Below are 25,071 nucleotides of genomic sequence, written 5' to 3' on the forward strand. Positions count from 1 at the left end.
GGGGCGTCAATAGAAAACGGGCCTCGCGGCAGGAGTATGAAATTAATTTTCATAGATCGGTAGGCGGCTGCCGATTGCGCGCCGCGAGCGGCCGGACGTCGATTGCAGGATGAAAGTGCTGACACGCGCCTGAGGTGGGAGGCGAATTCGGGCCTCACGTTAATCTCGCGAAATGTTGAAAAGAACCGCGAGTTTACGTGTGTAGGATGATGCGAGAACCCGAGGCCAGGAGGAGCCATCATGACCCGCATGACAGCCAAGGATTTCCCGCAGGAACTTCTCGAACTCTATGATTATTACGCGCACGGGAGGATCACCAAGCGCGAGTTTCTCGACCGGGCCGGCAAATTCGCCGTCGGCGGCGTGACGGCAGCCGCCATACTGGCCTCGCTCAGCCCCGATTATGCGCTGGCGACCCAGGTCGAATTCACCGATCCCGACATATCAGCCGAATACATCACCTATCCCTCGCCGAAAGGAAATGGCGACGTCCGCGCCTATCTCGTCCGCCCCGCCAAAGCCGCCGGCAAGGTCGGGGCGGTCGTCGTCGTTCACGAGAACAGGGGGCTCAACCCCTATATCGAGGATGTGGCGCGGCGCGTGGCGAAGGCGGGTTTCATCGCACTGGCGCCGGATGGCCTGACCTCGGTCGGCGGTTACCCGGGCAATGACGAAAAAGGCAAGGAGCTGCAGCAGAAGGTCGACCCGGAGAAGCTGATGAACGACTTCTTCGCGGCCGTCGAGTTTCTGATGAAGAGCGACCTCACCACAGGCAAGGTCGGCATCACCGGCTTCTGCTACGGCGGCGGCGTCGCCAATGCCGCGGCAGTCGCCTATCCCGAACTTGCCGCCGCCGTGCCTTTCTACGGCAGGCAGCCGCGCGCCGAGGATGTGCCGAAGATCAAGGCGCCCTTGCTTCTCCATTATGCCGGGCTGGACAAGGGCATCAACGAAGGCTGGCCGGCCTATGAGGCCGCACTGAAATCGTCCGGAAAAACCTACGAGGCCTATGTCTATCCCGACGTCAATCACGGCTTCCACAATGATTCGACGCCGCGCTACGACGAAGCGGCCGCCAAGCTCGCCTGGCAGCGAACGGTCGACTGGTTTACGAAATACCTCGCCTGAGAAGGCCGTGGCTTGAACGGATGTGCGGGCGGGAAGAGCATTTCCGCCCGCCCGTCTGCGGCCGGCCCGGTGAGGTCAAGCCCCCAATTACCCCCGTTGCGTTTCTGCTCAATCCGAACGCAGCGGTCACCAAGCAGGGCACTGTCGGCGACCACAGGAAGATTCCGCCGGCAATCATCATTCGTGCATTTCTAAGGTGGAGGAAATTTCGTCATCTGTGGTATCATCATTTTTCGCGCCGGTTTTTTCGAGCGAAAGATTGCTCCGACACCAAAGACGGCCCCACGAAGGACCAAGGTCGGGCGACAAGGATACGTGGCTCTCATTGTATTTTTTCCAGGGCCCAAGGCGATCTGAACGGAACAAGCATGTCCGTCATTGGTTTCGAACCTTAGCGTTCAAAGGAGGAGCATTTCATGCCTACGGTTGCCGCGACACCCATCACGCCGCCTGACCAGCACCTCGTAACTGCGCGCGAAGCCATCGAGCCGCTTTACGAGAAACTCGAGCTTCAAACCGAATCGCTGGTGCTGGCTGCGGCACTGGAAGCCGGATGGTCTTCCGATGAGGCGACGAAGGCGCTTGCGGCGCTCAGACTGCAGGATGCTCTCTCCACCTTGGACGAATGAACGAGCCGATACTTTTGTGCTGTTCGACATGCACGGCGTCGATTATCGCGAGCCGCCGGCCTTGCGTCGTCTCCGGCTGACCATCATTCCGCCGACGATGAGAATAATTCCGGTCGCGTTCGCCCAGAATGACGTCGGAACGTCGCTGACATAATCCAACGCCACCCCGGTTACCATCTGGCCGCCGATGATCAGCAGCGCCGTATTGACGGCGCCTATGCGCGCAATCGCCCAACTGCCCGCCGCCACGAAAACGACGCCGATCGGACCGCCCAGATAGATATACCAGGGCGCCTCGGCAGCACCTGCAGGCAGCAGGCCTCCGACACCAAGACCAAGGCAGGTGAGGACGGCAAAGCCGACCGCATGATTCCAGAAGGATGCGATCAGCGGCGTGGTCGATATGCTCAACCGCCCATTGAGCTGACGGCTGAGGCCGACGAGCACGCCGCCCAGGCAAGCGAGAAGAATGAACAGCGTCACGCCCCACCTCGCCCAAAGAGGATGATGAGTGCGCCGCCGGTGACGACCAGGCCGAGCGCGGCGATGTCGCGGAGATCCGGGCGCCGCTTCGGCAGACCGAACAGTCCCCACCGGTCGGCCGCCAGGCTGAAGGCGACCTGGCCTGCCAGGCCCAGAGCCAGGGTACCGGAGAGCCCGAGCGGCGAGTTGACCGCGGTCGAGGTCAAAATGACGGTTGCGGCGCCGGACACCCCGCCGAGATAGGCCCACAAGGGCGCTCTGGCAGTCTTCCCCGGCGTATGCCGGCGGTACATCGCCAAAAGCAGAATGACGGCGGCGATCATGCCTGTGCCGTGAGCGGTCCAGGATGAGAACAGGGGGTTGCCGTAACGTGCCAATTCCCCGTTCAGATGGACCATGAAGGTGAGGAGCCCGCCCGTGGCAAAAGCGCCGATGAAGTGAATGGGATGCGAATTACGTCCTGCTTCTATGGTCATTGCAGATCCCGTCAAACAATTGATTGCGCCCAAAATTTTCGATTGTCGCCACGGCCCGCGTCTTGCATCTGGCTGGAGCTTTCCGCATCCGCATCGCAGTGCTAAACGGCACCGTTTGCATGTAAAGGAAATATCGTGAAAAAATTGATCCGCCTGCTGCTGACGATCGCTCTTGCCGTCGTCGTTTTTACCGGTTTCCGTTGGTATCGCTATGTCTCCAACACCGACAGCCCCTATGATGAAATCGGCATCACCCTCAACAATTTTATGCCCGGTCCGATCAACAGCTGGGGCTGCGCCAAGCTGAGGAGCACCTTTGCCAGCTCGCTGCCACCCTATGGCTGCGCTGCCGGCGACGGGACGCAGTGGAAGTAAAGCTGTCAGGCTGCGCCGCCGGCGCAGCCTGACTTGCCTTGCGCGGGGAAAAGGCCCGCGGACTTCGCATCGGTGTCGCCGTCGCGATGATCATCCGCCACTTCCTGCGATCAGTCGCATTCCAGGCGTCGCGAACTGCTTCCGGTAATTCAGCGGACTGACGCCATAGGTTTGAACGAACTGCAATCGGAGATTCTCGGCACTGCCCAAGCCAGTCGCAAGAGCGATCCCGTCTAGCGGCGCATTGCTGGTTTCGAGCAACATGCGCGAACATTCGAGGCGCTCCTTCAATATCCACTTCAATGGCGGCAATCCGGTCAGGGAGCGAAAACGGCGTTGGAAAGTGCGTAGGCTCATTCCTGCCTTGCCGGCAAGCGACGCTATGCTATGCGACGCTGCGAGGTCGGCCCGGACATGATCCAACAAGGACGACAAGCGGTGCGCTTCGTATTCGGCCGGAATCGGTTGTTCGACGAACTGGGCTTGGCCGCCCTGCCGATGGCTGTACATGACCAGCCGGCGTGCGACCGAGTTTGCAATCCTCGCTCCGAAATCGGAGCGCACGATATGCAGGCATAGGTCAATGCCCGCTGAGCTGCCCGCCGAGGTCAGGATGTCTCCGTCGTCGATGTAGAGGCGATCCGCCTCGACTTCGATTGCCGGATGACGCTCGGCCAAGGTTTTCGCAAATTGCCAGTGGGTTGTCGCCCTGCGGCCATCCAGAAGGCCCGCCGCCGCGAGGACGAAAGCGCCGCCGCATATCGACACGATGCGGGCACCTCTCTTATGCGCAAGGACAAGTTCGTCGCAGATTCGCTGCGGTACGGGCGCCTCGGCGCCGCGCCACCCCGGGACGATCACCGTTCCGGCCTGGTGCAAATCCTCTGCCGAACCGGTCGCGGCGACCATCAGACCACCGCAGGCGCGAAGGGATTTGTCTTCGAGGGCGACGGACTCGAATCGATACCAGTTCGGCCCAGCCTCAGGCCGCGAGAGACCGAAAATTTCGGCAGTGATCCCAAACTCGAAGGTGCACAGGCCGTCATAGACGAGGCTGACGACGCGTCTGTTTGGTTCTTGAGATGGCGTATGTCTGAAATTTGGCATGAATGCCATGCTATCTGGCAATTCCGCCACTGGCAACGCGGCTGCCGGCCATGCGATCTCGTCAAGTGTTTGTCATAGGAGAGACCATGTCACGGGATACAGAATTGCTAAGTGCCATCCAGACCTATTTCGATGCCCTTTATGCCTGCGACCTGGAGCTGTTCGACAGGGTTTTCCATCCGGCCTGCAGCCTGTTTGATGCTGACGAAGGCGCAATTGTCGTTGATCCAATCGCAGCCTACCGCGAGGTCATCGCCAAGCGAATTTCGCCTTCCAGCCGTTCGCAGCCGCGTCAAGACGAAATTATCCTGATCGACTGGCTCTCGGATGCTTCCGCTACCATCAAAGTCCGTTTGCGCATTCACGAGAATATTTTCATCGATCATCTGTGTTTTGTGAAAGGCACGGATAGCTGGCGGATCGTCGCCAAGATCTGGCATCTCGAACGAAGAATGGCTTAAGTCAGATCGGCCAGACTGCCAGCAGCGCTGGCACACTGACGAGCACGACAATCAGCGAAAGCGGCAGGCCCAATCGCGCATAGTCGCCAAATCGATATCCGCCCGGGCCCATGACCAGCGTGTTGCACTGGTGGCCGATCGGGGTGAGGAAATCACAGCCGGCGCCGATTGCCACCGCCATCAGAAACGCATCGGGCCGGAAGCCCAGCTTGGCGGCAAAGGTCGCGGCGATCGGCGCCATGACCAGAACGGTCGCCGCGTTGTTCAAAAACGGCGTCACGGCCATGGCCGCCACCAGGATGAGAGCCAGAGCGCCGAAGGGCGGAAGCATTTCGGCGGTGCGCGACAGGAGATCCGCGATGATGTCGGTGGTTCCCGTGGTTCTCAGCGAGTCGCTGATCGGGATCAGAGCAGCCAGCATGATCAGAATCGGCGCATCGAGATGATGATAGACTTCGCGCAAGGGAACCGATCCGGTGACCACCATCAGAAAGGCGGCGGCAAAAAATGCCGTCGCGACGGGAATGCCGCCGAAGGCCGTCGCCGCCATCGTCGCCAGCAGGATAATGACCGGGATCATGCCGTTGCGGGCATTGCCGAGCTTCAGATCCCGTTCGACCAGCGGCAAACATCCCCATTCGCGTAAAAGATCCGGCAGTTTCTGCAAGTCGCCCTGCAAGACCACGACGTCGCCGTTGCGGATCTTGATCTCGCCGAGACGCTCGGTGAAGCGCCTGTCCCGGCGGCTGACGGCAAGAAGGTTGAGGCCGGTATTGTGGAAGAGAGCGACGTCTTTTGCGCTGACGCCGATCAAGCGCGAATGTTCGCCGACGATGGCTTCGACGGAGCTGATGTCCCGGCGGATCTCGGGCTCGTGTTTACGATCGGACAGTTGCAGCTTGGCTTCGCTGACGATCTTGTCGAGGGCGCTCTGCTCGCCCTCGATGATCAGAAGGTCGCCATCCTTGAGAACGGTGTCGGGAAGCGGCGTTCGTCTTTGGCCGCTGCCGCCGATAATCGCGGTCACCATGGCATCACCGCCGGCCGGTTTCTGCAGCCAGCTGACGGACCGGCCGATCGCCGCCGATGGCGTGGTGACCTTGGCTTCGGTCGTGTAGTTCTTGATCGCCACCGCCTCGTCCATCGACGTTTCTACCCGCGATCGTTCGGGAAGCAGCTTGTAGAACAGCCCCAGAAAGACAACGCCGGCGACCGAGAGCGCCAAGCCGACAGGCGTATAGTCGAACATCGTGAACGGCTGCCCGGTGATCTCCTCGCGCACCCGGGAAACGATGATATTCGGCGATGTGCCGATCTGCGTCATCAGCCCGCCGAGCAGAGAGGCGAAAGACATCGGCATCAGGAACATCGACGGTGACACGCGCGATTTCCGGGCCATCTGCACGGCAACCGGAATCATGATCGCCAGCGCGCCGATGTTTTTAACGAAAGCCGACAGGGCCGCGACGATGGCAACCAAGATGATCAGTTGCATCCGCGGCCCGCGCCTTTCCGGAGAGAATCGGCGCAATGCGAGATCCATGATCCCCGATCTGGAGATCGCCGCACTGACGATCAGTGCGCTGCCGACAATGATGACGATGTCATCGGCAAAACCGGAAAAGGCGGTTTTGGCAGGGACGATGCCGACGGTGATTGCCACAAGCAGGGAACTCACTGCGACCACGTCGTATCGATAACGCCCCCAGACGAAGGCGCCCATCATGAGCGCGATGACGAGAAGAGAAAGCCATTGATCAACGCGCATGTTTGCATCCCTGTGGTAGCAATTAACGTTTGACGCAAGAGAATGATGCGACGAGCCAGAGAATTTCTCATCGATCCTCGCCGCTTGCTGCCGCCGACAATCGGATGGGCATGAAAAGCCGGCAGGCGAGGCTTGGCAGAGACGCACTTGTTCCCATGTTTCAGCGGGAGGAGGCCATCATGGAACTTCCAGCCGCCGGCCGGCATTCCATGCTTGGATGTTGATTCGGAAACGACCATGGCCAGTGACAACCTGTCGACATATCGCTCGAAGCGCGATTTTCAAAAGACGGCGGAGCCGAGCGGCGACAAGCAGATCGCGCGCAGCAATCGCCGTCGCTTCGTCATCCAGAAACACGACGCCACCCGACTGCATTACGACCTGCGGCTCGAACTCGACGGCGTCTTCAAATCCTGGGCGGTCACCAAAGGCCCGTCGCTCGATCCGCACGACAAGCGGCTGGCCGTCGAGGTGGAAGATCACCCGCTCGATTATGGCGACTTCGAAGGCACGATCCCGAAAGGCCAGTATGGCGGCGGCACGGTGATGTTGTGGGACCGCGGCTATTGGGAGCCCGAGGGAAAGAAGAGCCCGGAGCAGGCGCTTGCCAAGGGCGACTTCAAGTTCACGCTGGAAGGCGAACGGCTGCACGGCAGCTTCGTGCTGGTGCGCATGCGCAATGATCGCGACGGCGGCAAACGGACCAACTGGCTGCTGATCAAACATCACGACGCGTTCTCGGTCGACGAAAATGGCGAAGCGATCCTGGAGGACAACGATACCTCGGTTGCCTCCGGCCGGACGATGGAGGCGATTGCCGCCGGCAAGGGCCGCAAGCCGAAGCCGTTCATGATGAAAGGCGGCGATATCAAGGCCGATGCCGTCTGGGACAGCAACCACGGGCTGGCCGCCGAAGAGAGGAAAGAGACGGGCCGAGCCGGCAGGAAGCCGAAAGCGGCAAGGGTCGACCTCCCGGATTTCATCGCGCCGCAGCTTTGCCAGACCCTGGAGCGGCCGCCGGCCGGCGAGGGCTGGATTCACGAGATCAAATTCGATGGCTACCGGATCCAGATGCGGACGCTCGAGGGCGAGGTGACGCTGAAGACGCGGAAGGGGCTCGACTGGACCGGTAAATATCCGGAGATCGCCGAGGCGGCATCGGCACTACCCGACGCCATTATCGACGGCGAGATCTGTGCTCTCGACGACCATGGCGCACCGGATTTCGCAGCCCTGCAGGCCGCCATTTCGGAAGGCAGGACCGGCGATCTCGTCTATTTCGCCTTCGATCTTCTTTACGAGGGTGGCGAGGACTTGCGGTCGTTGCCGGTCGTGGAGCGCAAGGCCCGGCTTCAAAGCTTGCTGGCGGATGCCGGTGATGACCCTCGGCTCCGTTTCGTCGAGCATTTCGAGACCGGCGGCGACGCGGTCCTTCGCTCCGCCTGCAAGCTCTCACTGGAAGGCATCGTCTCCAAACAGGTCGATGCTCCCTATCAATCCGGCCGCGCCGACAGCTGGGCCAAGTCGAAATGCCGCGCCGGCCACGAAGTGGTGATCGGCGCCTATGCCAAGACCAACGGCAAATTCCGCTCCCTGCTGGTCGGCGTCTACCGCGGCGACCACTTCGTCTATGTCGGCCGCGTCGGCACCGGATATGGCGCGAAGAAAGTGGAAACGCTGCTGCCGAAACTTCAGGCGCTCGAGGCGGCAAAATCGCCCTTCACCGGCATCGGTGCTCCAAAGAAGGAGGCCGAGGTCACCTGGCTGAAGCCCAAGCTGGTGGCGGAAATCGAGTTCGCAGGCTGGACCGCCGACGGCATCGTCCGCCAGGCGGCCTTCAAGGGCCTGCGGGAGGACAAGCCGGCCAGAGAGGTCAAGGCCGAACGGCCGGCCAACCCCGCTGAGACCGAGGTACCGGAGCCGGCGGCGGAGGCGGAGGTGAAGGCGAGGCCCGCTCGCCGTAAAGGCGCCAAAACCGAGGTGATGGGGGTGATGATCTCCAATCCGGACAAGCCGCTGTGGCCGGATGCCAATGACCGCAGGCCGGTGACCAAGGAAGAGCTGGCGCGCTATTATGAAGCCGTCGGCGGCTGGATGATCGCGCATATCGAAGGGCGTCCCTGTTCGATCATCCGTGCGCCCGATGGGCTCGGCGGCGAGCAGTTCTTCCAGCGCCATGCAATGCCCGGCACCTCGAACCTCCTCGAACTGGTCAAGGTCTTCGGCGACAAAAAGCCCTACCTGCAGATCGACAGGGTCGAGGGTCTGGCTGCTGTCGCGCAGATCGGCGCTGTCGAATTGCACCCCTGGAATTGCCAACCGCACAAGCCGGAGGTGCCGGGCCGGCTGGTGTTCGACCTCGACCCCGGCCCCGACGTGCCGTTCTCGACGGTCGTTTCCGCCGCCCGCGAAATGCGCGATCGTCTCGACGCACTGGGCCTGATCAGCTTCTGCAAGACAACCGGCGGCAAGGGCCTGCACGTTGTCACGCCGCTTGCAATCAACAAACGCAAGCCGCTTTCCTGGGCTGAGGCGAAGAGCTTCGCGCACGACGTCTGCCAGCAGATGGCGCGCGACAATCCCGATCTTTATCTGATCAAGATGACCAAGAGCCTGAGGAACGGCCGCATCTTCCTCGACTATCTCCGCAACGACCGGATGGCGACGGCCGTGGCACCCTTGTCCCCACGGGCCCGGCCAGGCGCCACGGTCTCGATGCCGCTGACCTGGACCCAGGTCAAATCGGATCTCGACCCGAAACGCTTCACCATCCGCACCGTGCCGGCACTGCTGTCGAAATCGCCAGCCTGGGAGGATTACTGCGATGGCGAGCGTCCGCTGGAGCAAGCGATCAAACGCCTCGGCAAAGCATCCGCGGCGGCTTGAACATCACGAATGAATTTTCTCTGCGTGCCATATTGCCCTTCGCAAAACTACTCCAAATAGCAGTGAAGCGGATCGCATAGATCGAGCGTTGACAATCCCCCGGCCATGAGGTCTAGTGGTCCACTTACCGGACCAGCAGACCTCAGGGAGAGGGGCATGGCAGTGGATGTTCGAGCGATGCTCGAAGAGGTTGCGACGCTTGGGGGAGCGCCGAAGAAGTCGATGAAAGACTTCGTCGTCCAGAAAATTGCGACCTTCATCGCCACCGGCATCCTCAAATCAGGCGACCCGCTGCCCGGCGAACGTGAACTGGCTGCCGCGCTCTCGGTCAGCCGCGAGACCGTCCGCGGCGCGATCCTCATCCTCGCCACACATGGAATTCTCTCTGTCGCGCAGGGAACGCGCACCGTGGTGGCATCGGAGGACGTCGGCGAATTGGCTGTCCAGGCGGCGCGCTACCGCGACATCGCGGCCTATAGTCTCGACAATGTTCATGAGGCGCGACTGCTGATCGAAGCTCAGGTGGTCAGGGCTGCCGCGGTCAAGGTCGAAGCGCCGACGCTTGATTATCTCCGCAAGTCGATCACGGCACAGGAAGCCGCCTGTGACGATCCCGTGCGTTTCTTGATCTGCGACCGGGAGTTTCACACCGCCATCTACCGTTCCAGCGGCAATGCGGTGCTGGCCGACATGGCCGCCGATCTCTATTCCTATCTTCTCAGCCACCGCAGGCGCGTCGTATCGCAGCCCGGGACGATCGCCACGAGCATCGCCGATCACCGGTTAATCCTCGCCGGTCTGGAGACGCACGATCCGGACGCCGCATGCGCGGCCTTCGCGATCCACGAAACCCGCATTTATACGACAACCAAGCTGCTCTTTTCGTAGACCGCAGGGAGACGAACACGATGCATATTCTCATTATCGGGGCGGGAGGAATGATCGGCCGTAAGCTTGCCGCCAGCTTGGCGCGCAGCGGTTCCCTCGGCGCTCAAACGATCACGCGCATGACGCTGGTGGATATCGCGGCGCCGCCGGTGCCATCAGGCGTCGTTGCCTCGGTGGAAGCGCTGGCTGCCGATATTTCGGAAGGTGGCGCGGCCGAAGCCTTGGCGGCTCGCCGGGCCGACGTAATCTTCCATCTCGCCGCGATCGTTTCCGGCGAGGCCGAGCGCAATTTCGAACTCGGCTACCGGGTCAATCTCGATGGCACACGCGCACTGCTGGAAGCGATCCGTCATGAGGGAAGCCGGCAAGCCTATGTTCCCCGCTTCGTCTTCACTTCGTCAATTGCGGTTTACGGCACACCGTTTCCCGATCCGATCCCCGACGATTACGTCCAGGCGCCGCTCACCAGCTACGGCGTGCAGAAAGCGATATCGGAACTTCTGCTCGGCGATTATTCGCGCCGCGGCTTCGTCGACGGCGTCGGAATTCGGTTGCCGACCATCGTCATCCGGCCCGGTGCGCCGAACGCCGCCGCATCGGGCTTCTTTTCCGGAATTTTGCGGGAACCGCTCGCCGGCCAGCGGGCGGTTCTTCCGGTGGAGGATACGGTCAAGCATTGGCTGGCAAGCCCGCGTTCCGCCATCAAATTTCTGATCCACGCCGCCACGCTCGACACATCGTCGCTGGGTGCGCGGCGCACGCTCACCATGCCGGGCGTTGCCGCCACCGTTGCCGACCAGATTGCCGCATTGCGCCGTGTCGCCGGCCCTGCGGCGGCTGAGTTGATCGACCGCCGCCGCGACGAGGTCATTGAAGGGATCGTCGCTGGGTGGCCGAAATCCTTTGCGCCCGATCGTGCGACCCAACTGGGGTTCACCGCCGAGACCAGCGTCGACGAGCTGATCGAGGTCTACCTCTCCGAAGATGCTCCGGGTGCGTCCCGATGAAGAGATAACGACAAGACGAAGACATAGCGTGTAGCGCTCGATTTCTGGGAGGAGTGAGTATGGCAGGCGTTCAATTCGCGGATGTGCGGAAATCATTCGGTTCATTTCCGGTCATCAAAGGCGTGGATATCGACATCGCCGATGGTGAGTTCGTGATCCTGGTCGGCCCGTCGGGTTGCGGCAAATCCACATTGCTGCGGATGCTGGCGGGACTTGAGAACATTTCCGGCGGCGAGATCAAGATTGGCGGGCGGGTGGTCAACACGCTGCCGCCGAAGGATCGCGATATCGCCATGGTGTTCCAGAACTACGCGCTCTATCCGCATATGACGGTGGAGCAGAACATGGGCTTCTCGCTCATGCTCAACAAGTCGCCGAAGGCGGAGGCGGAAAAGCGGGTGAAATATGCCGCCGGCATCCTCGGCCTCGACAAGCTGCTCGACCGCTATCCGCGCCAGCTTTCCGGCGGCCAGCGCCAGCGTGTCGCCATGGGCCGCGCCATCGTGCGCGATCCGGAAGTCTTCCTGTTCGACGAGCCGCTGTCCAACCTCGATGCCAAGCTGCGTGTCGCCATGCGCGCCGAGATCAAAGAACTGCACCAGCGGCTGAAAACCACCACTGTTTACGTCACCCACGATCAGATCGAAGCCATGACCATGGCCGACAAGATCGTCGTCATGCATGATGGCGTTGTCGAGCAGATCGGCACGCCGCTCGAGCTCTACGACAGGCCGGCCAATCTCTTCGTCGGCGGCTTCATCGGCTCGCCGGCGATGAACATGATCAAGGGCAGGCTCGATCCGGAAAACCCGGCACGCTTCATGGCACCCGACGGCACGGCGCTGCCGGTCTTCAATCCGCCAGCCGGCGCCATTGGCCGCGACCTCGTCTACGGGCTTCGCCCGGAATATATCCTGCTCGACGCCAATGGCCTGCCCGGCGAAATCGTGGTGATCGAGCCGACCGGCTACGAGACGCATCTCATTCTCAAGCTCGGCGGCAGCGAGCTCAGCTGCGTCTTCCGCGAACGCGTCAGCGCCCGGCCAGGCGAAATCCTGCGCGTTTCGATCGACGCGGCGCATGTTCATCTCTTCGATGCCGAGAGCGGCCGGAGATTGACCGACTGACGCCGTCCGGCGGCGGCGCGGGGGCGGAGGAGCCCCTTTCGCCGTCCGCGGGCCGGCAGCATCCCCCTACGGGATGCGAGGATCGTCGTTCACCAAGCGGGAGGTGAGGGACGGGGAATTCGTACCCGCTTTTGAGGAGGAATCTCATGAAAATCAGAAGACGCGACTTTCTTGCCGCCTCGGCTGCCGTCGCCGGTGCTGCCGGCTTCGGCATCCGGCCTTCCCTGGCGCAGGCGGAACCGACTTACACGCCGGAAAGCGGCGCCAGCCTTCGCCTGCTGCGCTGGACGCCCTTCGTCAAGGGCGACGAGGAAGCCTGGCTTGCCAACACCAAGAAGTTCACCGAGGCGACCGGCGTCGAGGTGCGCATCGACAAGGAAAGCTGGGAAGACATCCGCCCGAAGGCAGCCGTTGCCGCCAATGTCGGCTCCGGTCCCGATCTCATCATGTGCTGGTTCGACGATGCCCACCAGTATCCGGACAAGCTGGTCGATCTCACGGAACTCGGCAATTATCTCGGCAACAAGTATGAGGGCTGGTACGACGGTGTGAAGGGTTATGCCACGCGCGGCGACACCTTCATCGCCATGCCACTAACGGCGATCGGCAATGCCGTCGTCTATCGCGACAGCCACGTGAAGGCTGCCGGTTTCAACGAATTCCCGAAGGATACCGCAGGCTTCCTCGAACTCTGCAAGGCGATGAAGGCAAAAGGTACGCCGGCCGGCTTCCCGCACGGCAAGGCCGTCGGCGACGGCAACAACTATGCCCATTGGCTGCTGTGGAGCCATAACGGCATGATGGTCGACGAAAGCGGCAAGGTAACGATCAACAGCCCGGAAACGCTGGCTTCGATCAACTATGCCAAGGAGCTCTATGCGACCTTCATCCCGGGCACGGAAAGCTGGCAGGACGTCAACAACAACCGTGCTTTCCTCGCCGGCCAGGTCTCGCTGATCGCCAACGGCGTTTCGGTCTACTACACCGCCAAGAACGACCCGAAGCTCGCCGAGATCGCCAAGGACATCCGCACGACGAACTTCCCGATCGGCCCCGTCGGCAAGAGCGTCGAACTTTGCCAGACGAGCTCGCTGCTGCTCTTCAAGCACAGCAAATATCCGGAAGCGGCCAAGGCTTACATCAAGTTCATGATGGAAGCCGACCAGATGAATGCCTGGATCCAGGGCTCCAGCGCCTATTGCTGCCAGCCACTTAAGGCGTTCGCCAAAAACCCGATCTGGACCGCCGATCCGGTGCACGCGCCCTATGCGCGCGCCTCGGAAAAACTGCGTCCGAACGGCTATGCCGGCCCGCTCGGCTATGCCTCGGCGGCAACCATGGCCGACTATGTTCTGGTCGACATGTATGCGGCCGCCGTCACCGGCCAGATGTCGCCGGAAGATGCGATGAAGGAAGCTGAACGGCGGGCAAACCGCTATTATCGCGTCTGAGCAAGAGGCGGAAAGCAAGCGGCGTGCCGGCCTTCGGCATGCCGCAAACTCCTGCGGGAGTCCGAAACGCGATCTGGAGATAAGCAATGTCGATGGCAAATTCGGGGGATGGACGTGGGCCGGTCTCTTCGCTCCTGCAGAACAACAATGTGCTCGGCTTCCTGTTCATGCTGCCGGCGGCGGTGTTCCTTGTCTGCTTTCTCACCTATCCGCTGGGGCTCGGCGTCTGGCTCGGCTTCACCGATACCAGGATCGGCCGCGACGGCATCTTCATCGGGCTGGAGAACTACCAGTTCCTGATGGAGGATTCCGTCTTCTGGCTGTCGGTCTTCAACACCATTCTCTACACGTTCGTCGCCTCGGTGCTGAAATTCGCGCTCGGCCTCTGGCTGGCGATGCTGCTCAACCAGCACCTGCCCTACAAATCCTTCTTCCGGGCCATCGTCCTGTTGCCCTGGGTGGTGCCCACGGTGCTTTCGGCGCTGGCATTCTGGTGGATCTACGATTCGCAGTTCTCGATCATTTCCTGGTCGCTGATGAAGCTGGGGCTGATCAGCGGGCCGATCAACTTCCTCGGCGACCCGATCAATGCGCGCATATCGGTCATCGTCGCCAATGTCTGGCGCGGCATTCCCTTTGTGGCGATTTCGCTGCTTGCGGGGCTGCAGACGATCCCGGCATCTCTGCAGGAAGCAGCCTCGCTCGACGGCGCCACCAGCTGGCAGCGTTTCCGCTACGTGACGCTGCCGATGCTGACGCCGATTATCGCCGTGGTGATGACCTTCTCGGTGCTTTTCACCTTTACCGATTTCCAGCTGATCTACGTGCTGACCAAGGGCGGCCCGGTCAACGCGACGCATCTGATGGCGACGCTGTCGTTCCAGCGCGGCATTCCCGGCGGCCAGCTGGGCGAGGGCGCGGCCATCGCGGTCGCCATGGTGCCCTTCCTGCTCGGTGCAATCATGTTCAGCTTCTTCGGCCTGCAGCGGCGCAAATGGCAGCAGGGCGGACAGGACTAAGGAGAATGACGATGTCGACACATTCCAACACCGCCGATCAGGCCCTGACCGACAATGCCGAAGGCATGAGCTATCTGAACCGCCTGCCGCGGCGGATTGTCATGCTCTATCTGCCGATGGCGGTCTTCGTCTTCGTGCTGCTCTTCCCGTTCTACTGGATGGCGATCACCGCGGTGAAGCCCAACGAACAGTTGACCGACTATACCAATTACAGCCCCTTCTGGGTGGTGGGACCGACGATTGCCCACATCAAATACCTGTTCCTCGAAACCTCCTATCCCGGCTGGCTTTGGAACACGATGCTGGTGGCGGTCTGCTCCACTTTCCTCTCGCTGGTGGCTTCGGTGTTGGGGGCCTACGCGATCGAGCGCGTCCGCTTCACCGGCTCGCGTTCGGTCGGCCTGGTGATCTTCCTCGCCTATCTCGTGCCGCCGTCGATCCTCTTCATTCCGCTTGCCTTCATCGTTTTCAAGCTCGGCATCTACGACTCGCGGCTGGCGCTGATCTTCACCTATCCGACCTTCCTCATTCCCTTCTGCACCTGGCTGCTGATGGGTTATTTCCGCTCGATCCCCTTCGAGCTGGAGGAAAGCGCGCTGGTGGACGGCGCCAACCGGTGGCAGATTCTCACCAAGATCATTTTGCCGCTTGCCGTACCGGGGTTGATCTCAGCCGGGATCTTCGCCTTCACGCTCTCCTGGAACGAATTCATCTATGCCCTTACGTTCATTCAGTCATCTGAGAATAAAACCATCCCGGTCGGCGTGCTGACCGAACTGGTGCGCGGCGATGTCTTCGAATGGGGGGCGCTGATGGCGGGAGCCCTGTTCGGCTCGCTGCCGGTGGTCATCCTCTACTCGTTCTTCGTGGATTACTACGTATCCTCGATGACCGGGGCGGTGAAGGAGTGACCGACGCTGAATGTGGTGCGGCAATGGCATGCCGAACCGTAGTCAGCGTCTCCAAGTCGAGCACTGGGCCTTCTGGCGACACGTGGTATAGTTGATTTCGGTCGTCCTCCTGTACGATACGAAAAAGGAATTTTTCCATGGGTGACCAGAAACGCCCGCTGCAACCTGGAGAAGCCGCGCCCGGATTCGCGCTGGCCACGGCCAACTTCGACGGAACGGTCTCTTTCGCCGATTTGAGCGGTCGCCCGTTCCTGATCGGCTTCTATCGCGGGCTGCACTGCCCGTTCTGCCGGCGTCAGCTGGAACAGCTTGCCAGCGTAGAGCCATCCCTGCGCGCCGCCGGGGTGGAGATCGTGGCCGTGATTAACACGCCGGTGGAACGTGCGCGCCTCTATATCCGCCACCGGCCGACGCCGATCACGCTTCTCTGTGATCCGGACTGCCGCACGCATCGGGCCTACGGTGTGCCGCATGCCGAATTCCTGCCCGAGGGGAGCCACGAGCAGCCCGAATGGCCCTATAGGGTAACGATGGCGCAGTTCCAGGCAGCCCGCATCAACCCCACCGGCGAACTGCCGGAGCCGCTGCATCCGATGGAAGCCAACACGATACTTAATGCCAACGACCGCTTCGAGCTTACCGAAGCCGACCATGCGATCTTCGCCAACCACGGTACCCAGCTCGTCGGGCACTTCCTCGTGAATGCGAACGGCACCATTGGCTGGGCACGAATCGAGGCGCTCGACGGACCGAACAGCCTCTCCGTCTTCCCGACGACGGCCGAGATCATTGCCGCCGCCGGCAGCCTTGGGCCCTGAGCTGCAGCAACGGTCCGCCGGTGCTTTAGCTCTTTGTTTTTACGCATGTCCGGGAACCGCTGCACACTTCCCGGCGACATGCATTAGCCGATCACAAACGCTGCAAAAGCAGACCTGCGGCCAAGGCATGAAAGGCCTCGACCGCTTTCGGCAGCACGCTTTGCGGATTATCGCTGGCGGCGATCCAGAGAGCCGCATTGAGTGCGGCACCGCTCAGCAATCGGGCCGTCGCTTCCGGATCAAGCGGCTTGAGGACGCCTTGGGCGATCAGGCGCTCCACGGTGATTTTCGTCACCTGCAGACAGCTGTTCTGGCTGGGCCATTGCGAGGGATCACCCAACACCGCGGGTCCGTCGAGCAGAACGATGCGTTGGACTTCCGGATTGAGCGCCATCTCGATATAGGCCGCGCCCTCGGCAAGCAGGCCCTGCCAATCATTGCCCGCTTGCGCCCCAATCTCTTTGGCGCGCGCCGCCATTTCCGTGTCGAGCTGATCGACCACCGCCGCCAGCAACCCGCGTTTATCTCCGAAGTTGTGGTAGAGCGCGCCGCGTGTCAGGCCGGCGTCAGCCGTCAGCTCGTCCATCGATGCTGCCGAGTAGCCTTTTTCCGCAAAGGCCTTTCGCGCGGCTGCGATCAGTTTGACACGGTTTTCCTGCATGGTTTCGCTGCGAGTTTTCGCCATTCGATCCCTCATTTCACATACGAAGCGTATACGGACTTGACATGCGGCGCGCATGTCGGCTATTTCACATACGTACCGTATACCAAATCGAGGGCAAGCTTGTGAAGCGTCACCTGGCCCTCATCGGTGGTTTCCAACAAGAAAGAGAGATCAGAATGACCCAACGCGAAGCAATCTTTCCTGCCGGCAGGCATGATCTTTATGAGAAGCACGGCTATTCCGCCGCGATCCGATCCGGCGACCTGCTGTTTGTCTCAGGACAGGTCGGTAGCCGTTCGGACGGAACAGCTGAACCGGATTTCGAACGCCAGGTGCGGCTGGCGTTCGAAAACTTAAAGTCCACGCTCGGCGCAGCCGGTTGCACGCTGGACGATATCGTCGATGTCACCAGCTTCCACACCGATCCTGAAAATCAGTTCGGAACGATCCTGGCCGTCAAGCAGGAGATTTTCAGCAAGGCACCCTATCCGAACTGGACTGCGCTCGGCGTCAACTGGCTCGCCGGCTTCGACTTCGAGATCAAGGTCATCGCCCGGATTCCGGCAAGAAACTGATATCGCCAAACCCCGGCTGCGCCGGAACGCCCTGCCGCTACTGCCGTCGAGACTTGCCGACATCGGTAGCCGCTCCTATCTCATGTCGAACAGACTGATGGAGCGACGAGATCATGGAACTTGTGGCTGACACTCTTTTCGATGCGGCGATCGAGATCATTCCTCCGGAAGACACCAAAGAACAGCCCGATGGCCGCGCGTGCCTTTGTTGCCAGCGCCGGTGTCAATGGATGGATGATGACGGTTGCGGCATCTGCGAGGAATGTCTCGCCTCATGATGAACGCAGGAAGGGCGCGGCGCGATGGCGATCCGTAGCGCCGGACTTCTCATCTATCGGCGCCTGTCCGCGGACCTCGAAGTCCTTCTCGTCCATCCGGGCGGTCCCTTTTGGGCTGGGAAAGACGAGGCTGCCTGGTCGATCCCGAAGGGATTGGTCGAGCCGGAAGAGGATGAACTCGCCGCGGCGAAGAGGGAGACGGCCGAAGAGCTGGGTGTAGCAATCGACGGCATAGCCACGCCCCTCGGCGAATACCGACAGCCTGGCGGCAAGATCGTCGTCGCCTGGTCGATCGAAGCCGATCCGTTATTGGACGTGAATGCGATACGGAGCGCCGAGTTTCAAATGGAATGGCCGCCGAAATCGGGCCGGGTCAGGAGCTTTCCCGAGGTTGACCGCGCCGGCTGGTTTTCCCTGGCCGACGCCGGAACAAAGCTGTTGAAAGGGCAGCGGCCGATGCTTGCCGATCTCCTGAAGCATCAGGAATGATCGGCGCGAAATGATTATGTGGGCCGCCCGTCTTGCTGCACGCATGCGTGAAGCGCGCGGCAGCCATGCGTTGCTTCTGAAGACATGCATCTCCATCTGACAGTCACAGCCATCTGACGCACATCGAGAAAATCGGCGCTGCGGCCCGGCCTGGGCTCGCGCGAGGAGACAATCATGAACGGCATTTCGAAAACCCTGAACGACATGACGCTTGTTGAACGGTCGAGCCTGCTCGACACCGTCGCCGATGCCTTGGAAGCAACCGCCGAGGAGGCCGAAGGGGAGGGCGATGCCCGTTTCGTCGCCAACTCCGTCTGCATCGCCAATACGATCCGCGGACTTTCGGGCGAGCTCGCGCCGCACAATCTGCGGGCGGCCGAACTGCTCCTCGAGCAGGGCATCATGCTCGTCCACCAGTTTGCCAACAGGGCGAAACCGCCTGGAATGGTTCATTAGCATTGTCGGCAGGCTCCGATGCCGAACCCGCCGACAATCCGGCCATCAATCAGCCTTTTTGCGGTACAGCAACGTCATGAGTGCGAGGGCGCATCCAAGGGCTCCGACAGAAGCGAAGATGTAGAAGTTCCACTGCGGAGCGAGGCCCGCCCCAAGAACCGCGCCGCCGATGGCCGGTCCTATCATGCCTCCGATGCGGCCGATGCCGAGCGAGAAGCCAAGGCCCGTTCCACGGATCTCGACTGGATAGAGGTTTCCAACGAGAATGTTGGCGAGGATCTGCGTGCCGATCGTTCCCGTACCGGCAAGCGCGACGAGAGCGTAAACCTGGAGGCCCTGATCCACCTGCGTCAGCAACCAGATCGAGCAGGCGCCGAGAAGAAACAGACCTGCCACAACGATTTTGACATTTCCGCGGTCAGCAATCCTGGCACCGATCAGCAGGCCGACCGCGGCTCCGAGATTGAGCGTTACCGAGAAGAGCAGGGCAGAACCGAGGTCGTAGCCCAACTTGTTCATAATGGTCGGAAGCCAGTTGACCATGCCGAATGTCAGCAGGAGCGAACAGAAGTGGATGCCCCATGCGTTCAAGGTCGGGAGCAGGCGCCCTTCGGAAAATAGTGACGGGATGCCAACCTGGCGTGCCGCCACCGGCCTGGCTACGGGATTGGGCAGTCCGTACTGGTTGGCGATCTGGTTGGCTTCGGGCTGACGGTTCTTCGTTGCCAGCCATTCGGGGGACTCGGGGATGAGGCGGATGAAGAAGGGCAGTAGCAGGATCGGTGCGCCGCCGATGATCATCAGCGGACGCCATCCGTATTTCTGAATCAGCAACATTCCGAGCATCCCCGAAATGATGCCGCCGGCCAGATAACCCAGAAGCGCAAAGGAATAGGCGATCGCCTTGCGTTTCGGCGGGGAGAACTCGATGATCAACGCAGTTACTGTCGGAAAAAGAGCGCCGAGCCCCAGACCGGCTAGAAAGCGGGTTGCCTCGAAAACGAGAAAGTTCGGTGCAAGACCGCTGCCGATCATCATAACCGAGAAGCTCAGCAAGCTGCCTATGATGACCTTGCGGCGGCCTATCCTGTCGGCGAGTGTTCCCGCAACGAGCGCGCCGAGCAGCATGCCGAACAGGGTGATGGAGGCAGCCCGTCCGACCATGCCGGGCGTCAGGCCCCAGCTTGCTTCACCGAGCAGAGCCGGTGCGACTGCGCCGTAAACGATGAGATCATAACCGTCGAACAGGATCAGCAGACCACAAAGGGCGATGATGATATTCGGGCTGCGAACGCGTTCGTCGAAAATAGCGAGATCTTGTATGGCCAATTTTCCCTCCCCATACATTGCGTACAGGCAGTACGCTCCTGCCAACGGCAGGTCCGCACCGATCCATGTACAAATCCTCCTGGATCATTGCCGGCGTGGTTCCTCCCAGCGCCAGACTCACCCGCGAGCGGGCGATGTCAAGACAACGATGACACGCTATAAAATACTTGCGAATAAAATATTTGCAACTGCAAACTTCTCAGCTAGCAACTTTTCCCTTTGCGGACATGGCCGGCAGGTTGCTGTGCATGCGGCGCAGCGCATTCTTCAGGGCTGCGACCTCCTCGGCCGACATGCCCTGAACCGCGGTGCGTTCAAGCTCCACGGCAAGCGGCATGAGCCTTTCCGTCAGCGCTTCGCCTTGCGGGGTCAGCCTGACGATGACGATACGGCCATTGTCTTCCGGACGTGTTCTCGACACCAGCTTGCGCTTGGCCAGCGTGCCGACGAGGCGCGAAAGCGTCGAAATCTCGACAGAGACGACGTCGGCGAGATCCCCCAGGGTGCTTTCCCGGCGCTCCTTGAGCATCGCCAGAACCCGGTACATCGCCACGCTGAGATCGTCTTCGGCAATTCTCTGCGCGAACACCTCGGCTATCCGCACGCCGGCGCGATTGAGAAGATACGGAACGGAATCGGTAAGTTTGTACATATCTCTGTCTGCTGGCGGGATTCGGGGCGCTTGCTGAATGTTCTCTCCGACATGCACCTAAATGACCGTGATGACAACATGATTGGCTTTCAGCCGCCGACAATGGCGGGGGAGATCAAACATTTTTCCCGCCTGATTTCTAGATTTGCGTTGACAACAGTTGCAAATGCAATAATTTGACGGCGAGGAAACACGGGAGGAAATCATGTCTGCCACTGCTGCTCTCGGCATAGTGCCGGCCCCCGCACCGATCAGCGACGCGTTTCGATCGACCATGCGCCGTTTCCCGGCGACGGTGACGATCATTTCTGCCTGCCGCAACGGTACGGACCATGGCATGACGGCAACTGCCGTCACATCACTTTCGATGGATCCGCCATCTCTCCTCATCTGCCTGAACAATCGCACCTACCTGCATGACATGCTGCTTGAGGTGCCGGAATTTGCAGTCAGCATTCTGACCGACAGGCAAGTCGCCCTATCGGAAGGTTTCAGCGGCAAGATTGCGCCAGAGCGCCGCTTCGAGGGTGCCGATTGGGTTCGCCATGAGCGCGGCATGATGGTGCTGGATTCCGCGCATGCCTCGGTTGTCTGCCGTCGCATGGGCGCAGTTCCCTATGGAACGCACACGATCTTCATCGGGCAGGTGGTCGACACGCGCCTTTCCGACGACACGATCGCGCTGATGTACGAGAACTCGAAATATTGCGCGCCACGGCACGCGCTTCCCACATCCCAGAACTGAAGGTCGTTCCATGAACAATACAGCTGCCCTGTTTCCCGCCGCAGCGCGGGTCGAGAACGCATGTCTTGCAGATCGCATCGCACCGGTGTTGGACGAAATTCGCGCCGGCGCCCGCGATACCGAAAAATCCGGCCGTGTGCCAGTGCGCAATATCGATCTGCTACGCTCCGCCGGCTATTTCGATATCGTCAAGCCTGCCCGTTTCGGCGGCAACGAAGGATCGTTTGCCGAGCTTGTCGATGCAAATATCGAACTGTCGTCGGCCTGTGCCTCCACCGGCTGGGTTGCCGGCCTCCTTTCCGCGCATCAATGGCTCCTCGCCATGTTCGAGGAAAGGGTTCAGCAGGAAGTGTGGGGCAGCAATCCGGATGCACTGCTCTGCGGTTCCTACGCGCCGGTCCGCATGGCTGAACGCGTCGAGGGCGGTTTCCGTCTATCCGGCGATTGGGCCTTCGCGAGCGGATGCGAAAATGCCCAGTGGGCCCTCTGCGCGGCGATCATTCCGCCAAACGGCGAGGGGGAGCCTCCTATGCCGGCCTTCCTTCTGGTTCCCGCCAGCGATTATACCATTGCCGAGACCTGGGATGTGGTCGGCCTCGCCGGCACCGGCTCAAAAAGCCTGATCCTCAAGGATGTCTTCGTTCCGCAGTATCGCATACTGAGCTTTCCGGACGCGACCTCCGGCAGAACGCCGGGCGGGCGCTTCCATAAGGGTATCGGCCTCTTCAACATGCCGCTGCTCATGGGAATTCCGTTCTGCCTCGGCAGCGCCGCCGTTGGCGCGGCGAAGGGCGCGTTGGAGAGCTATATCGACCACATCGGGACCAGGGTGACACGGGGTGCGGTTGCCGGCGGCAACAACAAGATCGCCGAATTTCCGACGATCCAGCTTCGCGTGGCGGAAGCCTCCGCATCCGTGGATGCCGCCCGCGAAATCATTCTGCGCGATATTTTCCGGGCGCAGCAACTGGCCCAGGAACGCGAGGATGGCACCGGCGACATCACCGCGGAAGATCGGATTCTCGCCCGCCGCAGCCAGTCCTTTGCAGTCAGCCTAGCGCTTCGGGCTGTCGAAGCACTCAATGCATCGACCGGCGGCCTCGGCCTCCAGATGTCCAACCCCGTGCAGCGGGCATGGCGCGATGCAAATGCCGTCGGGCGCCACATTTCCATGAACTGGGATGCCGTCGGCACCATGGTCGGCCAGCATCTGCTCGGTCTTCCGCCCAAGGGACAATTCTGATCCGCCATCCCCATTATTTCGATTGAAGACAGGAAAGAGAGCATATCGTGCAAGGCAAGATCGCGCTTGAAGAACACTTCGCCATTCCCGAGACGCTGCAGGATTCGGCCGGATTCGTGCCGGGCGACTACTGGACGGAACTGTCCGCCCGTCTTCTGGATATCCAGGACAAGCGTTTGCGGCTGATGGATGCTCACGGCATCGAGAAAATGATCCTGTCGCTGAACGCACCAGCCGTGCAGGCGATCCCGGACAGGGCAAAGGCCCTGGAGATTTCCCGACGCGCCAACGACTTTCTGGCCGAGCAATGCGCTAAAAACCCGAACCGTTTCCTCGGATTTGCAGCTTTGCCGCTGCAGGATCCGGATGCCGCTGCGCAGGAATTGCAGCGCTGCGTGACGACGATGGGTTTCGTCGGCGCACTGGTCAATGGCTTCTCGCAGGAAGGCGACGGAACAACGCCGCTCTATTACGACCTGCCGCAATACCGTCCGTTCTGGGCCGAAGTCGAAAAACTCAACGTTCCTTTCTATCTGCACCCGCGCAACCCGCTGCCGCAGGATAGCCGGATCTATGCTGGCCATTCCTGGCTGATGGGGCCCACATGGGCGTTCGCGCAGGAGACCGCTGTTCATGCGCTGCGCCTGATGGGATCCGGCCTGTTTGACGAGCATCCGGCTTTGCGGATCATCGTCGGTCACATGGGAGAGGGACTGCCGTACATGATGTGGCGCATCGACAACCGGAATGCGTGGGTCAAAGTGGAAAAGAACTACCCGGCCAAACGCCCGATTGCCGATTATTTCAACGAGAATTTCTACATTACGACGTCGGGCAATTTCCGCACGCAATCGCTGATCGATGCTATGCTGGAAATCGGCGCGGACAGAATCCTGTTTTCGACAGACTGGCCTTTCGAGAACGTCGATCATGCTGCAAACTGGTTCGACAGCACCACCATCTCCGAAGCCGACCGTCTGAAGATCGGTCGCACCAATGCAGTTTCCCTGTTCAAACTCGATCGATAACATGGTCGCACCTTTCAGATACACGGTCAGTGCAGCCCAGGTCATCTTCGGGAGCGGCTCGGTCAGTCGCCTCGCCGATGCGATTGCCGGGCAGGGCGGCAAGCACGCCCTGATCCTTTCGACCCCGCACCAGAAAGCCGACGCTCAACGCATCGCCGCTTCCCTCGGCCCGCTTGCGGCGGGACTATTCGACGGTGCTGTCATGCACACGCCGATCGATGTGACCGAGCGCGCGATGGCGGCATACGAGAAGGCCGGTGCCGATTGCGTGGTCGCGATCGGCGGCGGGTCGACGATCGGTCTCGGCAAGGCAATCGCCTACCGCAACGACGCACCCCAGATCGTGGTGGCGACGACCTATGCGGGATCGGAGGTAACACCGATCCTCGGCCAGACGGAGAACGGGCAGAAGACCACGGTCCGCGGCCCCGGCATCCTGCCGGAAGTGGTGATCTACGACCCCGAATTGACTTTGGGATTGCCGGTCAACATCAGCGTCAGCAGCGGGCTCAATGCCATGGCGCACGCGGTCGAAGGGCTCTATGCGCAGGATCGCAATCCCATTTCTTCGATGATGGCCCTCGAGGGCTTGCGCGCGCTGAAGCAGGCTTTGCCGCAAATCGTCAATGCCCCCAGGGACATCGAACCCCGAAGCGAAGCGCTTTACGGCTCTTGGCTGTGCGGCACGGTGCTCGGAGCCGTTGGAATGGCCCTGCATCACAAGCTTTGCCATACGCTGGGCGGTAGCTTCGATCTGCCGCATGCAGAAACCCATGCTGTCATTCTGCCCCATTCCGCTGCCTACAACGCCGCAGCCGCATTGGATGCGCTCAAGCCCGCTGCCGATCTTTTCGGCGGCTTGCTGGGCAGCGGTCTTTATGATTTTGCCGCTTCGATCGGTGCCCCGATGGCGCTGCGGGATCTGGGTATGAAGGAAGCCGATCTGGACCTTGCGGCAGAACTTGCCGCCCGGAATCCCTACTGGAACCCGCGCCCGATCGAAGGAAAAGCGATCCGGGCTTTGCTGCAGAGCGCCTGGGAGGGCGCGCGGCCGCGTTAACGCGTTAGGAGGAGGGCC

27 protein-coding genes and 1 pseudogene are annotated in these 25,071 nt (G+C 61.0%); 21 read left to right on the forward strand and 7 right to left on the reverse strand.

Translation table 11 applies throughout. The annotated features are described in order from the left end of the window. Positions 1-240 precede the first annotated feature (240 nt). From yghX to ATY29_RS14390, 3 genes and pseudogenes are all read left to right on the forward strand, one after another. Positions 241-1,128, forward strand: a complete 888-nt coding sequence (gene yghX, locus ATY29_RS14380) for a YghX family hydrolase (protein WP_003563814.1) — start codon at positions 241-243, stop codon at positions 1,126-1,128. 89 nt (positions 1,129-1,217) lie between these two features. Further along, a pseudogene (locus tag ATY29_RS38620) lies at positions 1,218-1,370 on the forward strand (pirin family protein); the annotation flags it as partial. Between the two features lie 174 nt (positions 1,371-1,544). Continuing rightward, positions 1,545-1,757, forward strand: coding sequence for a hypothetical protein (locus tag ATY29_RS14390; RefSeq protein ID WP_003563817.1), 213 nt, complete (start codon positions 1,545-1,547; stop codon positions 1,755-1,757). A 42-nt stretch (positions 1,758-1,799) separates the two neighbouring features. Here ATY29_RS14390 and ATY29_RS14395 read toward each other — a convergent pair whose 3' ends face one another. Both ATY29_RS14395 and ATY29_RS14400 read right to left on the reverse strand, forming a co-directional pair. Then, a complete protein-coding gene (locus tag ATY29_RS14395) occupies positions 1,800-2,240 on the reverse strand; it encodes a DMT family transporter (protein WP_003563818.1) in 441 nt (146 codons plus the stop codon). Continuing rightward, positions 2,237-2,716: a DMT family transporter gene (locus tag ATY29_RS14400; protein ID WP_097536727.1), complete on the reverse strand. Its 480-nt coding sequence runs from the start codon at positions 2,714-2,716 to the stop codon at positions 2,237-2,239. The genes ATY29_RS14395 and ATY29_RS14400 overlap by 4 nt, the downstream gene beginning before the upstream one ends. A 135-nt stretch (positions 2,717-2,851) precedes the next feature. Between ATY29_RS14400 and ATY29_RS14405 the strand changes: the two genes are divergently transcribed. Continuing rightward, positions 2,852-3,091 carry a hypothetical protein gene (locus tag ATY29_RS14405; protein WP_003563821.1) on the forward strand — a complete coding sequence of 80 codons (240 nt, stop codon included), beginning with the start codon at positions 2,852-2,854 and terminating at the stop codon, positions 3,089-3,091. A gap of 90 nt (positions 3,092-3,181) precedes the next feature. Here the strand turns inward: ATY29_RS14405 and ftrA are convergent, their stop codons facing one another. Beyond that, the gene (gene ftrA, locus ATY29_RS14410) at positions 3,182-4,207 is read right to left on the reverse strand and encodes a transcriptional regulator FtrA (protein ID WP_097536728.1); all 1,026 of its coding nucleotides are present in this window, start codon (positions 4,205-4,207) and stop codon (positions 3,182-3,184) included. A gap of 77 nt (positions 4,208-4,284) precedes the next feature. On the opposite strand from ftrA, the gene ATY29_RS14415 reads away from it, so the two are divergent. Beyond that, positions 4,285-4,659, forward strand: coding sequence for a nuclear transport factor 2 family protein (locus ATY29_RS14415; RefSeq protein ID WP_003563825.1), 375 nt, complete (start codon positions 4,285-4,287; stop codon positions 4,657-4,659). Position 4,660: 1 nt separating this feature from the next. Here the strand turns inward: ATY29_RS14415 and ATY29_RS14420 are convergent, their stop codons facing one another. Beyond that, on the reverse strand, positions 4,661-6,427 hold the full coding sequence (locus ATY29_RS14420; protein WP_025418860.1) for an SLC13 family permease: 1,767 nt from the start codon (positions 6,425-6,427) through the stop codon (positions 4,661-4,663). A 237-nt stretch (positions 6,428-6,664) separates the two neighbouring features. Between ATY29_RS14420 and ligD the strand changes: the two genes are divergently transcribed. The 8 genes from ligD to ATY29_RS14460 all read left to right on the forward strand — a co-directional run bounded on the left by ligD (position 6,665) and on the right by ATY29_RS14460 (position 16,534). Further along, complete coding sequence (gene ligD / locus ATY29_RS14425) at positions 6,665-9,313, forward strand: DNA ligase D (protein WP_097536729.1); 2,649 nt, start codon at positions 6,665-6,667, stop codon at positions 9,311-9,313. A 162-nt stretch (positions 9,314-9,475) separates the two neighbouring features. Next, positions 9,476-10,201, forward strand: a complete 726-nt coding sequence (locus tag ATY29_RS14430) for a FadR/GntR family transcriptional regulator (protein ID WP_025418862.1) — start codon at positions 9,476-9,478, stop codon at positions 10,199-10,201. A gap of 20 nt (positions 10,202-10,221) precedes the next feature. After that, complete coding sequence (gene denD, locus ATY29_RS14435; protein WP_003563830.1) at positions 10,222-11,208, forward strand: D-erythronate dehydrogenase; 987 nt, start codon at positions 10,222-10,224, stop codon at positions 11,206-11,208. A gap of 59 nt (positions 11,209-11,267) precedes the next feature. Then, a complete protein-coding gene (locus tag ATY29_RS14440) occupies positions 11,268-12,335 on the forward strand; it encodes an ABC transporter ATP-binding protein (protein WP_003563831.1) in 1,068 nt (355 codons plus the stop codon). Between the two features lie 146 nt (positions 12,336-12,481). Further along, positions 12,482-13,786, forward strand: coding sequence for an ABC transporter substrate-binding protein (locus ATY29_RS14445; RefSeq protein WP_003563832.1), 1,305 nt, complete (start codon positions 12,482-12,484; stop codon positions 13,784-13,786). A gap of 86 nt (positions 13,787-13,872) precedes the next feature. After that, positions 13,873-14,805 (forward strand): carbohydrate ABC transporter permease, encoded by a 933-nt coding sequence (locus tag ATY29_RS14450; RefSeq protein ID WP_003563833.1) that lies wholly within the window; start codon positions 13,873-13,875, stop codon positions 14,803-14,805. An 11-nt stretch (positions 14,806-14,816) separates the two neighbouring features. Next, positions 14,817-15,716: a carbohydrate ABC transporter permease gene (locus ATY29_RS14455; protein WP_025418865.1), complete on the forward strand. Its 900-nt coding sequence runs from the start codon at positions 14,817-14,819 to the stop codon at positions 15,714-15,716. A 137-nt stretch (positions 15,717-15,853) separates the two neighbouring features. Next, positions 15,854-16,534 carry a peroxiredoxin-like family protein gene (locus tag ATY29_RS14460; protein ID WP_025418866.1) on the forward strand — a complete coding sequence of 227 codons (681 nt, stop codon included), beginning with the start codon at positions 15,854-15,856 and terminating at the stop codon, positions 16,532-16,534. A 91-nt stretch (positions 16,535-16,625) separates the two neighbouring features. Here the strand turns inward: ATY29_RS14460 and ATY29_RS14465 are convergent, their stop codons facing one another. Beyond that, positions 16,626-17,219, reverse strand: a complete 594-nt coding sequence (locus tag ATY29_RS14465; RefSeq protein WP_025418867.1) for a TetR/AcrR family transcriptional regulator — start codon at positions 17,217-17,219, stop codon at positions 16,626-16,628. 155 nt (positions 17,220-17,374) lie between these two features. Between ATY29_RS14465 and ATY29_RS14470 the strand changes: the two genes are divergently transcribed. From ATY29_RS14470 to ATY29_RS14480, 4 genes are all read left to right on the forward strand, one after another. Continuing rightward, entirely contained in the window at positions 17,375-17,773 is a 399-nt protein-coding gene (locus tag ATY29_RS14470) for a RidA family protein (protein ID WP_003563838.1), read from the forward strand. Between the two features lie 113 nt (positions 17,774-17,886). Beyond that, positions 17,887-18,051 (forward strand): hypothetical protein, encoded by a 165-nt coding sequence (locus ATY29_RS36890; RefSeq protein WP_003563839.1) that lies wholly within the window; start codon positions 17,887-17,889, stop codon positions 18,049-18,051. Positions 18,052-18,075: 24 nt separating this feature from the next. Then, entirely contained in the window at positions 18,076-18,540 is a 465-nt protein-coding gene (locus ATY29_RS14475) for an NUDIX hydrolase (protein WP_097536730.1), read from the forward strand. A gap of 174 nt (positions 18,541-18,714) precedes the next feature. Next, the gene (locus tag ATY29_RS14480) at positions 18,715-18,996 is read left to right on the forward strand and encodes a hypothetical protein (RefSeq protein WP_003563841.1); all 282 of its coding nucleotides are present in this window, start codon (positions 18,715-18,717) and stop codon (positions 18,994-18,996) included. Positions 18,997-19,041: 45 nt separating this feature from the next. Here ATY29_RS14480 and ATY29_RS14485 read toward each other — a convergent pair whose 3' ends face one another. After that, on the reverse strand, positions 19,042-20,343 hold the full coding sequence (locus ATY29_RS14485; protein ID WP_172644338.1) for an MFS transporter: 1,302 nt from the start codon (positions 20,341-20,343) through the stop codon (positions 19,042-19,044). 181 nt (positions 20,344-20,524) lie between these two features. Beyond that, on the reverse strand, positions 20,525-20,977 hold the full coding sequence (locus ATY29_RS14490) for a MarR family winged helix-turn-helix transcriptional regulator (RefSeq protein ID WP_003563845.1): 453 nt from the start codon (positions 20,975-20,977) through the stop codon (positions 20,525-20,527). Between the two features lie 205 nt (positions 20,978-21,182). Here ATY29_RS14490 and ATY29_RS14495 point away from each other — a divergent pair, with 205 nt between their 5' ends. From ATY29_RS14495 to ATY29_RS14510, 4 genes are read left to right on the forward strand one after another with little or no spacing between them, the layout of a single operon-like run. Beyond that, complete coding sequence (locus tag ATY29_RS14495) at positions 21,183-21,722, forward strand: flavin reductase family protein (protein ID WP_025418870.1); 540 nt, start codon at positions 21,183-21,185, stop codon at positions 21,720-21,722. 10 nt (positions 21,723-21,732) lie between these two features. Then, on the forward strand, positions 21,733-22,965 hold the full coding sequence (locus tag ATY29_RS14500; protein ID WP_025418871.1) for a flavin-dependent monooxygenase: 1,233 nt from the start codon (positions 21,733-21,735) through the stop codon (positions 22,963-22,965). 47 nt (positions 22,966-23,012) lie between these two features. After that, positions 23,013-23,993 carry a gamma-resorcylate decarboxylase gene (tsdA, locus tag ATY29_RS14505; RefSeq protein ID WP_064685317.1) on the forward strand — a complete coding sequence of 327 codons (981 nt, stop codon included), beginning with the start codon at positions 23,013-23,015 and terminating at the stop codon, positions 23,991-23,993. Between the two features lies 1 nt (position 23,994). Further along, on the forward strand, positions 23,995-25,053 hold the full coding sequence (locus ATY29_RS14510; RefSeq protein WP_025418873.1) for a maleylacetate reductase: 1,059 nt from the start codon (positions 23,995-23,997) through the stop codon (positions 25,051-25,053). Positions 25,054-25,071: the final 18 nt, after the last annotated feature.

Origin of the sequence: Rhizobium hidalgonense (genome assembly GCF_002914525.1) — a bacterium.
GTDB lineage: Bacteria > Pseudomonadota > Alphaproteobacteria > Rhizobiales > Rhizobiaceae > Rhizobium > Rhizobium hidalgonense.